At 66.7% G+C, this 11,855-nt stretch carries 10 protein-coding genes; 4 read left to right on the forward strand and 6 right to left on the reverse strand.

The genetic code is table 11. The features are described 5' to 3' along the window. Positions 1 to 92: 92 nt before the first annotated feature. The 3 genes from QZM67_RS29365 to zwf form a co-directional block, all read right to left on the reverse strand. A complete protein-coding gene (locus QZM67_RS29365; RefSeq protein ID WP_175025613.1) occupies positions 93 to 2,021 on the reverse strand; it encodes a bifunctional transcriptional regulator/glucokinase in 1,929 nt (642 codons plus the stop codon). After that, positions 1,999 to 2,679 (reverse strand): 6-phosphogluconolactonase, encoded by a 681-nt coding sequence (gene pgl / locus QZM67_RS29370; RefSeq protein WP_301808737.1) that lies wholly within the window; start codon positions 2,677 to 2,679, stop codon positions 1,999 to 2,001. Before pgl ends, QZM67_RS29365 begins: the two co-directional genes overlap by 23 nt. Positions 2,680 to 2,767: 88 nt before the next feature. Continuing rightward, positions 2,768 to 4,237 (reverse strand): glucose-6-phosphate dehydrogenase, encoded by a 1,470-nt coding sequence (gene zwf, locus QZM67_RS29375; protein ID WP_174941423.1) that lies wholly within the window; start codon positions 4,235 to 4,237, stop codon positions 2,768 to 2,770. A gap of 430 nt (positions 4,238 to 4,667) precedes the next feature. On the opposite strand from zwf, the gene QZM67_RS29380 reads away from it, so the two are divergent. The 4 genes from QZM67_RS29380 to QZM67_RS29395 all read left to right on the forward strand — a co-directional run bounded on the left by QZM67_RS29380 (position 4,668) and on the right by QZM67_RS29395 (position 9,070). Further along, complete coding sequence (locus QZM67_RS29380) at positions 4,668 to 5,915, forward strand: ABC transporter substrate-binding protein (RefSeq protein ID WP_043181719.1); 1,248 nt, start codon at positions 4,668 to 4,670, stop codon at positions 5,913 to 5,915. Between the two features lie 138 nt (positions 5,916 to 6,053). Continuing rightward, positions 6,054 to 6,992: a carbohydrate ABC transporter permease gene (locus tag QZM67_RS29385; RefSeq protein WP_043181720.1), complete on the forward strand. Its 939-nt coding sequence runs from the start codon at positions 6,054 to 6,056 to the stop codon at positions 6,990 to 6,992. After that, on the forward strand, positions 6,982 to 7,839 hold the full coding sequence (locus QZM67_RS29390; protein ID WP_043181722.1) for a carbohydrate ABC transporter permease: 858 nt from the start codon (positions 6,982 to 6,984) through the stop codon (positions 7,837 to 7,839). Before QZM67_RS29385 ends, QZM67_RS29390 begins: the two co-directional genes overlap by 11 nt. Positions 7,840 to 7,951: 112 nt before the next feature. Further along, a complete protein-coding gene (locus QZM67_RS29395; RefSeq protein ID WP_046545128.1) occupies positions 7,952 to 9,070 on the forward strand; it encodes an ABC transporter ATP-binding protein in 1,119 nt (372 codons plus the stop codon). Between the two features lie 87 nt (positions 9,071 to 9,157). Here QZM67_RS29395 and QZM67_RS29400 read toward each other — a convergent pair whose 3' ends face one another. From QZM67_RS29400 to trxB, 3 genes are all read right to left on the reverse strand, one after another. Next, a complete protein-coding gene (locus QZM67_RS29400; protein WP_043183085.1) occupies positions 9,158 to 9,781 on the reverse strand; it encodes a trimeric intracellular cation channel family protein in 624 nt (207 codons plus the stop codon). Then, the gene (locus QZM67_RS29405) at positions 9,768 to 10,547 is read right to left on the reverse strand and encodes a Smr/MutS family protein (RefSeq protein WP_301808743.1); all 780 of its coding nucleotides are present in this window, start codon (positions 10,545 to 10,547) and stop codon (positions 9,768 to 9,770) included. The genes QZM67_RS29400 and QZM67_RS29405 overlap by 14 nt, the downstream gene beginning before the upstream one ends. A 137-nt stretch (positions 10,548 to 10,684) precedes the next feature. Next, positions 10,685 to 11,647 (reverse strand): thioredoxin-disulfide reductase, encoded by a 963-nt coding sequence (gene trxB / locus QZM67_RS29410; RefSeq protein ID WP_041492769.1) that lies wholly within the window; start codon positions 11,645 to 11,647, stop codon positions 10,685 to 10,687. Positions 11,648 to 11,855: the final 208 nt, after the last annotated feature.

Below are 11,855 nucleotides of genomic sequence, written 5' to 3' on the forward strand. Positions count from 1 at the left end.
CGGCCTGACGGCAGAATGAAAAACGCCACCGTGCGCGCTGCGCCGGTGGCGTTTTTGTTTCGAACGCGGGGAGCGGCGGCCGCCGCGCCGCGTCAGTCCCGCGCGACGTCCTTCGCCGCCGGCGACGCGCCGTGGCTCAGCCAGTCGAGCACGTCGGCCGTTTCGTCGTCGCTCGCGCGTGCCTTCGCCTGGGCGACGGCCTCGGGCAGTTCGCCGTTCGTCGACGCACGGCGGATCGCGACGCCGACCGCGAGGATGTCGATCATCAGCAGATGCAGGATCCGCGAGATCATCGACAGCTGCGACTCGCGCATCTCGATGTGGTCGGTTTCGAGCGCGACGGTTGCGCGCTTCGCGAGCGGCGTGTTGCTCGACGTGATCGCGATCACCTTCGCGCCAGCCTGCATCGCGACGTCGAGCACGCGCAGCAGCTCGGGCGCGCGTCCCGACTTCGACACCGCGACGATCACGTCGCCCTTGCCGAGCAGCGCGGCCGACGCGGCCTGCATGTACAGGTCGCCGTACGCGATCGTCGGGATCCCGAAGCGGAAGAACTTGTAATGCGCGTCCTGCGCGACGATGTTCGAGTTGCCGAGCCCGTAGAACTCGATGCGCCGTGCACCGTTCAGGATCTCGATCGCGTTCTCGACGTGCTCGAAATTCAGGTGTTCGCGCAACTGCAGGATCGCCGACACCGTGTTGTCGAGCACCTTCGCGCCGAAGTCGGTGGCCGTGTCGCCGAGATGCACCTGGCTGTGGCTCATCGGGATCGTGCCGGTGAGGCCGGTGGCGAGCTTCAGCTTGAAGTCGGACAGCCCCTGGCAGCCGAGCGAGCGGCAGAAGCGGATCACCGTCGGCTGGCTCACGTCGGCCTTGCGCGCGATGTCGACGATCGGATCGTTGATGATCGAGCGCGGATGGTTCAGCGCGAGATCGGCCACGCGGCGCTCGGCCGGCGTCAGCGCGTCGCGCATCTGGCGGATCCGTTCGAACACGGCCGACGACGCACCGCCCGAGCGGTTCGACAGTTGCTCCGCGAGGATCGCCGACACGCCGAGGAACGCCGGATATTCGGCGGTGATCAGGTAGGTCGGGATGTTTTCGAGGTAGTGCGTGAAACGGCCCTTCGCCTCGAAGCGCGCACGGAACGACGAGCGCGTGAACAGTTCGCCGAGCTTCAGCGCGACGCCGCCGCCGATGTACACGCCGCCGAGCGCGCCGAGCGTCAGCGCGACGCTGCCCGCGAACGCGCCGAGAATGCCGCAGAAGCATTCGACCGTCTCGAGCGCGAGGGCGTCGCCCGCATGCGCGCGCTCGACGATCTCGACCGTGTCGACGGTCGCGGCGACGCGCTTCTTGTCGCGCGCGGCGAGCGCGCGATAGACGATCTCCATGCCGGGGCCCGCGCATACGCGTTCGAACGACACGTGCGGAAACTTCTTGCGCGCGTACTGCAGCACCAGATCCTCACGCTCGTCCTGCGGCGCGAACGACGCATGGCCGCCTTCGCTGCCGAGCGCGATCCAGCGGTCGTCGGCCGGAATCAGCCCCGACACGCCGAGCCCGGTGCCGGGCCCGAGCAGCCCGATCACGCTGTTCTGGCGGCGCGTGCCGCCGCCGATCTGCACGCGCTGCGCGTCGGTCAGGCCCGGCAGCGCCATGGCGAGCGCGGTGAAATCGTTGACGACGAGCAGCGTGTCGAAGCCGAGCGCGCGGCGCGTCGCCTCGATCGAGAAGCTCCAGTCGTGGTTGGTCATCGTGACCTGGTCGCCGTCGACCGGATTGGCGATCGCGATCGCCGCGTGATTCACGCGGCTGATCTTCACGTCCTTCAGGTATTTGCGGATCGCGTCGGTGAGCGTCGGATAGTCGGCGCCGGGATACACGCGGATCTGCGTGATGTCGCCCGGGCCGGTTTCCAGCGCGAAGCGCGCGTTGGTGCCGCCGACGTCCGCGAGCAGGCGCGGGCCGTCGGCATGCTGGCCCGCGACGGCCGCCTTACTTTGCGCACCAGTAGACATCGAGCTGGGTCCCCTTGTCGTTGGCCAGTTGGGAAATCGCGTTCTTCTGCAGCGATGCGGCTGCGGCGTCGAGCACCGCGCGCTTGCGTTCGCCCGCGATCAGCAGGAACAGCCGGTCGACGCGCTTGAGCGCATCGAGCGAGAAGCTCACGCGCGCATGCGGCGCGGCGCCGGGATGCACGGCGACGAAACGCTCGGGCGTCGTGATCGCGTGCTCCCATTCGAGCGCATCGGCGAAGATCGACGCGGTGTGGCCGTCCTCGCCCATGCCGAGCACCGCGACGGTCGGCACGCGGTAGTCGGCGTTCGCGTTCAGCGCGGCGACGTGCGCGTCGAGCGCGGCGCGCGTGTCGACGAGCGGCAGGAAGCGGGCCGGGGCCGCTGCGTGTTGCAGCAGCGTATCGCGCACGAGGTGCGCGTTGCTGGCTGCGTCGTCCTCCGGCACCCAGCGGTCGTCGACCAGCGTCACGTCGACGCCGGCCCAGTCGAGCGCCGCGTGCGACAGCGTTTGCAGGAACGGGCGCGGGCTGGTGCCGCCGGACACCGCGAGCGTCGGGCGCGCGGGGCCGGCGAGCGCGGCGCGCAGCGCATCGCCGACGGCGCGCGCGAGCGCGTCGCTTTGCGCTTCCTGGGTGTCGAAAGCGTGGATCTCGATCACATCTCCTCCGGACTGCTTTGTCTGTTCAAATCGTACGAATCGTGGGGCACGTTGCCGCGTACGGTGGCGTGCGCGGCAACGGTTTGCATCAGTTCTCTTCTTCGAGCCAGCAGGTGTCGTGCTGCGCGAGCATCGCGCTCGCCGCGGCCGGCCCCCACGTGCCCGCCGCGTACGGCTTCGGCGGCTTCAGCGTGCGTGCCCATTCGTTCAGGATAGGCTCGACCCAGCGCCATGCGGCTTCCTGTTCGTCGCGGCGCACGAAGAGGGCGAGCCGGCCGTTGATCACGTCGAGCAGCAGGCGCTGGTACGCCTCCATCTGCCCTTCCTTGAAGAACTGGTCGAACGCGAGGTCGAGGTGCACGCTCGCGAGGTTCATCCCTTCGCCCGGCTGTTTCGCGAGGCAGTACAGGCGGATCGTTTCGTTCGGCTGCAGCCGGATCACGAGGCGGTTCGAGCCGGGACGCAGCGCGGTGGGCCCGAGCGCCGAGTGCGGCACCGGGCGGAAATTGACGACGATCTCCGCGACGCGATCGGCAAGACGCTTGCCGGTGCGCAGGAAGAACGGCACGCCGGCCCAGCGCCAGTTCTCGATCTCGACCTTCAGCGCGACGAAGGTTTCGGTCTGGCTGTCGGGCTTCACGCCCGGCTCGGTCGCGTAGGCCGGCACCTGCGCGCCCTTGATCACGCCCGCATGATACTGGCCGCGCACGGCCACCTTGCCGATGTCGCGCGGATCGACCGGCTTCAGCGCGCGCAGCACGCGCAGCTTCTCGTCGCGTACCGAATCCGAATCCATCGAGTGCGGCGGTTCCATCGCGACGATCGACAGCAGCTGCAGCAGGTGGTTCTGCACCATGTCGCGCAGCGCGCCCGTATTGTCGTAGAAATCGCCGCGCGCCTCGACGCCGAGCTCCTCGGCGATCGTGATCTGGATGCTCTCGACCCATTCGCGGCGCCACAACGGCTCGAACAGCGCATTGCCGAAGCGCAGCGCGAGCAGGTTCTGCACGGGTTCCTTGCCGAGGTAGTGGTCGATCCGGTAGATCTGGCCTTCCGCGAAGATCTCGCCGACCGCGTCGTTGATCGCGTTCGACGACTTCAGGTCGTAGCCGAGCGGCTTCTCGAGCACGATTCGCGAGCCTTCGTTCAGGCCGACCGACGCGAGCGCCTTGCAGATCGGCACGAACAGCGACGGGCCCGTCGCCAGATAGAACACCCGGATGCCGGGCAGCGATGCCACGGCGTCGCGCAGCACGACGTAGTCTTCCGCGCGGCCGAGATCGAGGTGCACATACTCGATGCGATCGAGGAAGGACTTCCACGCAGCTTCGTCGAACGCCTTGCCGGCGGCCTTGGCCGCGTGCGGCTTCACGTGGGTGTCGACCCACTCGAGATAGGACGCCCGATCCGATTCATGACGCGCCACAGCGACGATCCGGCCGCTCTCCGCCAGCATGTTCGCACGGTGCGCTTCGAACAGCGCGGGCAGGATCTTGCGCATCGACAGATCGCCGGTGCCGCCGAAAAGTACGAAGGTAAAGCTGGAATCGGTATGCATGTGTCTCCGCCGGGTTGGGGGGCTGGGAAGCGATCCGTAGTGCGATAAAAATATTTTTGACACTGAATTGTAGTTTAACTACAATCCGCCGCAAGGGGTAGCACCTGGGTGAAGAAAAAAAGAAGTGCGGTCGATGAACTGCGCGAGCTTCGCCTTCGGGAACGCCTTGTGCCGAATGTTATCGGACATTGACGGCGCGCATCGTCAGCGCGACGTCGGCCCCGGGCTCGCGCCGCAGCATCGCGGCGGGCCAGAAACACAAAGAGGAGACACGCCGTTGAATCTCGATTCACGCTTTCTGTAAGAGCCCGGCCGGTCATCGGCCCCGTACGCTGCATGCGTCCCGCGGCTCGATTTCCCCGTCGTTATCAAGAAGCCGGTTCCCCGTCGGGGAACCTCACGAGTTGATTCAGTCTGGAGGAGATAAGTAATGAAAGTTCGCTCGATCATGGGCGCGCTCTGCGCCGCAGGTCTGATGGCTGGCGCCGTGGCGGCGCAGGCAGCCGAAAACGTGACGGTGCTGCACTGGTGGACCTCGGGCGGCGAGTCGAAGGCCGTCGGCGTGCTGAAGGACGACGTGCAGAAGCAGGGCTACGTGTGGAAAGACTTCGCGGTCGCGGGCGGCGCCGGTGCCGCGGCGATGACCGCGCTGAAGACCAAGGTGATCAGCGGCGACGCACCGTCGGCCGCGCAGATCAAGGGCCCGCTGATCCAGGACTGGGCCGACCAGGGCGTGCTCGTCAACATCGATTCCGCGGCCGGCGACTGGAAGCAGAACCTGCCGCCGGAAATCGACAAGATCATCAAGTACAAGGGCCACACCGTCGCGGCGCCGTTCTCGGTGCACCGCGTGAACTGGCTGTACATCAACAAGGCCGCGCTCGACAAGGTCGGCGCGAAGGTGCCGACCACCTGGCCTGAATTCTTCGCGGTGGCCGACAAGCTGAAGGCCGCGGGCATCCAGCCGGTCGCGATGGGCGGCCAGCCGTGGCAGGACCTGACGCTGTGGGAAGACGTCGTGCTGTCGCAGGGCCCCGCGTTCTACAAGAAGGCGCTGGTCGACCTCGACCAGGCGACGCTGACCTCGCCGCAGATGCTGTCCGTGTTCGACACGGTGCGCAAGATCCAGGGCTACTTCGATACCGGCCGTAACGGCCGCGACTGGAACCTCGCGACCGCGATGGTGATCAACGGCAAGGCCGGCATGCAGTTCATGGGCGACTGGGCGAAGGGCGAGTTCGAGAACGCCGGCAAGAAGTCGGGCAAGGACTACATCTGCGCACCGGTGCCGGGCACGGCGAATGCTTACACGTTCAACGTCGATTCGTTCGTGTTCTTCCAGCAGAAGGGCGACAAGGCGGCAACGCCGGGCCAGCTCGCGCTCGCGAAGACGATCATGACGCCGGACTTCCAGGAGCAGTTCAGCCTGCTGAAGGGTTCGGTGCCGGTACGCCTCGGCGTGAAGATGGACAAGTTCGACGACTGCGCGAAGAAGTCGTATGCCGACGAGCAGACCGCGATCAAGTCGGGCGGCTTCGTGCCGTCGCTCGCGCACGGGATGGCGCAGAGCGATGCGACCGCCGGCGCGATCACGGACGTCGTGACGAAGTTCATGAACTCGCAGCAGGATTCGAAGAGCGCGGTCGCCGCGCTCGCGAAGGCCGCGAAGGTCAAGTAACGCGCGACAGGCGCCCGGCCGGAAGCGCTTCATCGGCCGGGCGTTTTTGCATGTGCAGCAAACGGGCTCGCCCGCGGGCTCGTGCCGTATCTGGCGCCGGCCCGGCCTGCGTCGCCCTCGTTCCAGGAGTCGAATCAAGTGGCTGCCCCTCTTAGCGGAAACGGATCCGGCGCTGCCGCCGCACGGCGTACGTCGCCGATGTCGGCCTTCGCCGATCGCTGGATCCCGAAGCTCGTGCTTGCGCCGAGCGTCGCGATCGCCGTGGTGTTCATCTACGGCTTCATCCTGATTACCGGCTATCTGTCGCTGACCAATTCGCGGCTGTTGCCGAACTACGAATTCGACGGCTTCGGCCGTTACTCGGACCTGTTCCAGAACGACGTGTGGTGGACCTCCGCCGCGAACCTCGGCTGGTTCGGGATTCCGTTCATCGTGGTCTGCGTCGCGCTCGGGCTGTTCCTCGCGATCCTGCTCGACCAGCGGATCCGCAACGAAGGCGCGCTGCGCGCGGTCTTCCTGTACCCGATGGCGCTGTCGTTCATCGTCACCGGCACCGCGTGGCAGTGGATCCTGAACCCGGGCCTCGGCCTCGAGAAGGTGATGCACGACTGGGGCTGGACGAGCTTCTCGTTCGGCTGGCTCGACGATCCGGACAAGGCGATCTTCTGCGTGGTGATCGCGGCCGTGTGGCAATCGACCGGCTTCGTGATGGCGCTGTTCCTCGCGGGGCTGCGCGGTGTCGATGCGGAGATCTTCAAGGCCGCGCAGGTGGACGGCGCGACGCTGCCGACCATCTACCGCAAGATCGTGATCCCGAGCATGCGCCCGGTGTTCTTCTCGGTGCTGCTGATCCTCTGCCACATCACGATCAAGACCTTCGACCTGGTCGTCGCGCTGACGGCGGGCGGCCCGGGCACGTCGTCGTCGCTGCCGGCCATGTTCATGTACACGTTTTCGTTCAACCGCGGCCAGCTCGGGCTCGGCGCGGCGTCCTCGGTGATGATGCTCGCGACCGTGGTCGCGGTGCTGGTGCCGCTGATGTATATGGAATCGAGGAGCACCCGCAATGCAGCCTAAGATGACGATCAGCCGGGCAGTGATCTATGCGGCACTGATCCTGTTCGCGCTGTATTTCCTGTTCCCGATCTACGTGATGCTGTCGACGTCGTTCAAGGATCTCGACCAGCTGCGCACCGGCAACCTGCTGACGCCGCCCACCACGTGGACCATCGATCCGTGGGTGAAGGCCTGGAGCGGCGCCTGTACCGGCGTGCGCTGCGACGGCATGAAGCCGTTCTTCCTGAACTCGCTGCAGATGGTGATCCCGGCCGTGCTGATCTCGTCGCTGATCGGCGCGTTCAACGGCTACGTGCTCACGCACTGGCGCTTTCGCGGCGCCGACGCGCTGTTCACGATGATGCTGGTCGGCTGCTTCATCCCGTTCCAGGTGATCCTGCTGCCGATGGCGCGCCTGCAGGGGATGCTCGGCCTCGCCAACACGATTCCGGGCCTCGTGTTCGTGCACGTCGTGTACGGCATCGCGTTCACGACGATGTTCTTCCGCAACTTCTACGTGAGCGTGCCGGCCGAGCTCGTGAAGGCCGCGCGCATCGACGGCGCGGGCTTCTTCACGATCTTCACGAAGATCCTGCTGCCGGTGTCGCTGCCGATCTTCATGGTGTGCCTGATCTGGCAGTTCACGCAGATCTGGAACGACTTCCTGTTCGGGATCGTGTTCTCCGGCGTCGATTCGATGCCGATCACGGTTGCGCTGAACAACCTCGTCAACACGTCGACGGGCGTGAAGGAATACAACGTCGACATGGCCGGCGCGATCATCGCCGCGCTGCCGACGCTGCTCGTCTACATCGTCGCCGGCCGCTACTTCGTGCGCGGGCTGACGGCGGGCGCGGTGAAGGGGTAAGCGCGGCTTCATCCGATACGACGAACCGGCCGCGCCTCGCGCGCGGCGCATCGAAACGAACCCGACGCGGCGCCCGAGTGCGCCGCGCGAGACGAGACAGAGGATTCACAGCATGGCAAGCCTTTCCATCCGTGACGTGTACAAGACCTACCCGAACGGGGTGCCGGTCCTGAAGGGTGTCGACATCGAGATCGAGGACGGACAGTTCCTGATCCTGGTCGGCGGGTCGGGCTGCGGGAAGTCGACGCTGCTCAACATGATCGCCGGGCTCGAGACGGTCACGAGCGGCGAGATCTGCATCGACGGCAAGGTCGTCAACGACCTGTCGCCGAAGGATCGCGACATCGCGATGGTGTTCCAGTCGTACGCGCTGTATCCGTCGATGACGGTGCGCGAGAACATCTCGTTCGGCCTGAACATCCGCAAGGTGCCGAAGAGCGAGCAGCAGCAGATCGTCGACCGCGTGTCGCAGATGCTGCAGATCCAGCACCTGCTCGACCGCAAGCCGGGCCAGCTGTCGGGCGGCCAGCGCCAGCGCGTCGCGATGGGCCGTGCGCTCGCGCGCGATCCGTCGCTGTTCCTGTTCGACGAGCCGCTGTCGAACCTCGACGCGAAGCTGCGCATCGAGATGCGCGCGGAAATCAAGCTGCTGCACCAGCGCCTCGGCACGACGATCGTCTACGTGACGCACGACCAGATCGAGGCGATGACGCTCGGCGACCGGATCGCGGTGATGAAGGATGGCGTGGTCCAGCAGTTCGGCGCGCCGCAGGAGATCTACGATTCGCCGTCGAACCTGTTCGTCGCGGGTTTCATCGGCGCGCCGCCGATGAACTTCATCAACGGCAAGCTGGTCGAGCAGGGCAGCGGGATCGCGCTCGAAGTCGACACGGGCGTCAAGCGCGGCGCGCTGAACCTGCCGTTCGACGCGGCGAAGCTGAAGTCGCACGTCGGCCGCGAGGTGATCCTCGGCCTGCGTCCGGAGCGCATCACCGACGTGCGCCACGCGCACAACGGCGACGCGTCGCACCTGCAGCCGTTCGACGTGCGTGTCGACGTGACCGAACCGACCGGGCCGGATACGCACGTGTTCGCGCAGGTGAACGGCAAGCGCATCGTGAGCCGCGTGCATCCGGCCGCGAACCCGCAGCCTGACCAGACGCTGTCGCTGCTGTTCGACGTGTCGAAGGCGGTGCTGTTCGATCCGGCGTCGGAAGAGCGGATCGCGTGATGTCGCGTGAGCGCTGAATGAAGCAAAAAGGGGCCGTCGTCGGACGGCCCCTTTGTTTCGGCGCGACGGTCGATGTTGCGGCGACAGTCAGTGCGGCAGCCGTACGTCGAACTTGAACGTCGCGAGCCGCGCGACGAGGATGAAGCCGGTCGCGAGCAGCACGCTGTAGACGGAATCGAACTGCAGCCACACGAGCAGCAGGTAGAACCAGCAGCCGACGAACGCGCAGGTCGCATACGGCCGCGAATCGCGCAGGATCAGCGGGATGTCGTTGCACAGCACGTCGCGGATGATCCCGCCGACCACGCCCGTGATCACGCCCATCATCACCGCGATGAAACGCGGCATCTCGGCATCGAGTGCGATCGCCGTGCCCGAAATGCTGAAGATCCCGAGCCCGATCGCATCGGCGACGAGCAGCAATCGCTCGGCCGACAGCCGCGACAGCATCCGCAGCACGAACGGTGCGAACAATGCGAGCACGAAGATCACGATCACGTAGTCGTCGTGCACGACCCAGTAGAACGGCCGGCGCTCGAGCAGGATGTCGCGCAGCGTGCCGCCGCCGAACGCGGTGGCGAGCGCCACCACGAACGTGCCGACCGAGTCGAGACGGTTCTTGCGCGCCTCGATGAAACCCGAGATCGCAAAGGCCAGCGTGGCGATCGCCTCCAGTATCGCGATCGCGAGCGTCAGCCTAGGATGCGGCACGCGGCCCCCGGTCGCCCGGCGCCGCGAACGGCTGCAGCAGCACCAGCACCGCGCCGGCGCCGCCATCGTTGCCGCGCGCCTCGCAGAACGCGATCACTTCTTCCTTCTGCACGAGCCACGCGCGCACCTTGCCTTTCAGCACGGGTTCCTTGCCGATCGAGCCGAGCCCCTTGCCGTGGATTACGCGCAGGCAGCGCAGCCCCTTCTTGCCGGCTTCGCGGATGAATTCGGCGAGTGCATCGCGCGCCTCGTCGCGCCGCATCCCGTGCAGGTCGATCTGCGCCTGCACGATCCACGCGCCGCTGCGCAGCTTGCGCACCACGTCGCGGCTGATGCCGGGGCGGTGGTAGTACAGCGAGTCGTCGCTGTCGAGCAGCGTCTCGGGATCGAATTCGTCGGACAACGTCGCGTTCAGCACGGCTTCCTCGTCGCGCTGCGTCTGCTTCGGCACCGGGTCCGGCGGCGTGCGGCCGGCCGCCGCGCGCGGCGGCGCATTGAGCGGCTGGATCGCGCCGATCTCGTTGCGGAACAGGTTCGCGTCGGCTTCCGCCTTGCGCTCTGCCTTCGTCGATTCGATGCGCTCGCGGTCGCGGCGATCGGCTTCGCCTTGCAGCGACTTGCGCAGCGCGCCGAGGCCCGCGAGCCCCTGGCCGCGCAACGTGGCGGGATCGGGTGCGGGCGCCGGCGCGGCGGGCGCGGGGTTCGCGGGACGGGCGGCGATCTGCCGCTTCGCGGGATCGCTCGGATGGGGCTGGTTCTTCGCCATGATTCGGTACGCAGGGCAGGCGCGTTCGGGCGCGCGGGCAAAAAAAAGCCGCTGCACGGCGGCAGCGGCTTGTCCGGCCAGAGCCGCTTCGCGGCAGCGGACGCCATTGTAGCGCCCGGCGCGGCAGGTCTCGCGGCTTACTTCTTGTCGTGCAGGCTTTCGAGGTAGCGCTGCGCGTCGAGCGCGGCCATGCAGCCCGTGCCGGCGCTGGTGATCGCCTGGCGGTACACGTTGTCCTGCACGTCGCCCGCGGCGAACACGCCCGCGACGCTCGTCGACGTCGCGTTGCCGTGCAGGCCGCTCTTCGTCAGGATGTAGCCGTCCTTCATCTCGAGCTGGCCCTGGAACAGGTCCGTGTTCGGCTTGTGGCCGATCGCGACGAACACGCCCTGCACGGCGAGATCTTCCGTCGCGCCGGTCTTCACGTTCTTGATGCGCAGGCCCGTGACGCCCGAATCTTCGCCCGTCACTTCGTCGAGCACGTGATCCCACTTGATCACGACGGCGCCTTCCTTTTCCTTCTCCAGCAGGCGGTCGATCAGGATCGGTTCCGCGCGGAACTTGTCGCGGCGGTGGATCACCGTGACCTTCTTCGCGATGCCCGTCAGGTAGAGCGCTTCCTCGACGGCCGTGTTGCCGCCGCCGATCACGGCGACTTCCTGGCCGCGATAGAAGAAGCCGTCGCAGGTCGCGCAGGCCGACACGCCCTTGCCCATGAACAATTCTTCGGACGGCAGGCCGAGATACTGCGCGGACGCGCCGGTCGCGATGATCAGCGAGTCGCACGTGTATTCGCCCGAGTCGCCGATCAGGCGGATCGGCTGCTCGTGCAGCTTCGCGGTGTGGATATGGTCGAAGATGATTTCGGTGTTGAAGCGCTCGGCGTGCTCGAGGAAGCGCGCCATCAGCTCCGGACCCTGCACGCCTTTCGCGTCAGCCGGCCAGTTTTCGACATCGGTCGTGGTCATCAGCTGGCCGCCCTGCGCGATGCCGGTGATCAGCACCGGGGACAGGTTGGCGCGTGCTGCGTAGACGGCAGCCGTGTAGCCGGCGGGGCCGGAACCGAGAATCAGGACTTTGGCGTGTTTGGGCGTGGACATGTGCGAATCCGTAAAAGGCGGCCGCGGCGGGCGGGGTGGGGCTCGCCGTACGATCCGGGTTGACCGGGATGCCGTCATAGATGGGTATCAGACGCGCATTATAAAGGCCCCGTTGCTGCGTTGCCGAACGAGAGTTTCAATCGCGGCGATAGTGTCGGGCGGCGCAACGGCCGCGCACGCGGGGCGGGCGGGGCGCTGGTTCGGGGCT

The sequence above is a fragment of the Burkholderia sp. AU45251 genome (assembly GCF_030482905.1).
GTDB lineage: Bacteria > Pseudomonadota > Gammaproteobacteria > Burkholderiales > Burkholderiaceae > Burkholderia > Burkholderia aenigmatica.

Excerpts from the sequence above, each read along its gene's own strand:
- zwf (WP_174941423.1), bottom strand. The coding sequence starts at position 4,237 with ATGCATACCGATTCCAGCTTTACCTTCGTACTTTTCGGCGGCACCGGC.
- trxB (WP_041492769.1), bottom strand. The coding sequence starts at position 11,647 with ATGTCCACGCCCAAACACGCCAAAGTCCTGATTCTCGGTTCCGGCCCC.
- QZM67_RS29405 (WP_301808743.1), bottom strand. The coding sequence starts at position 10,547 with ATGGCGAAGAACCAGCCCCATCCGAGCGATCCCGCGAAGCGGCAGATC.
- QZM67_RS29390 (WP_043181722.1), top strand. The coding sequence starts at position 6,982 with ATGCAGCCTAAGATGACGATCAGCCGGGCAGTGATCTATGCGGCACTG.
- QZM67_RS29395 (WP_046545128.1), top strand. The coding sequence starts at position 7,952 with ATGGCAAGCCTTTCCATCCGTGACGTGTACAAGACCTACCCGAACGGG.
- QZM67_RS29380 (WP_043181719.1), top strand. The coding sequence starts at position 4,668 with ATGAAAGTTCGCTCGATCATGGGCGCGCTCTGCGCCGCAGGTCTGATG.
- QZM67_RS29365 (WP_175025613.1), bottom strand. The coding sequence starts at position 2,021 with ATGTCTACTGGTGCGCAAAGTAAGGCGGCCGTCGCGGGCCAGCATGCC.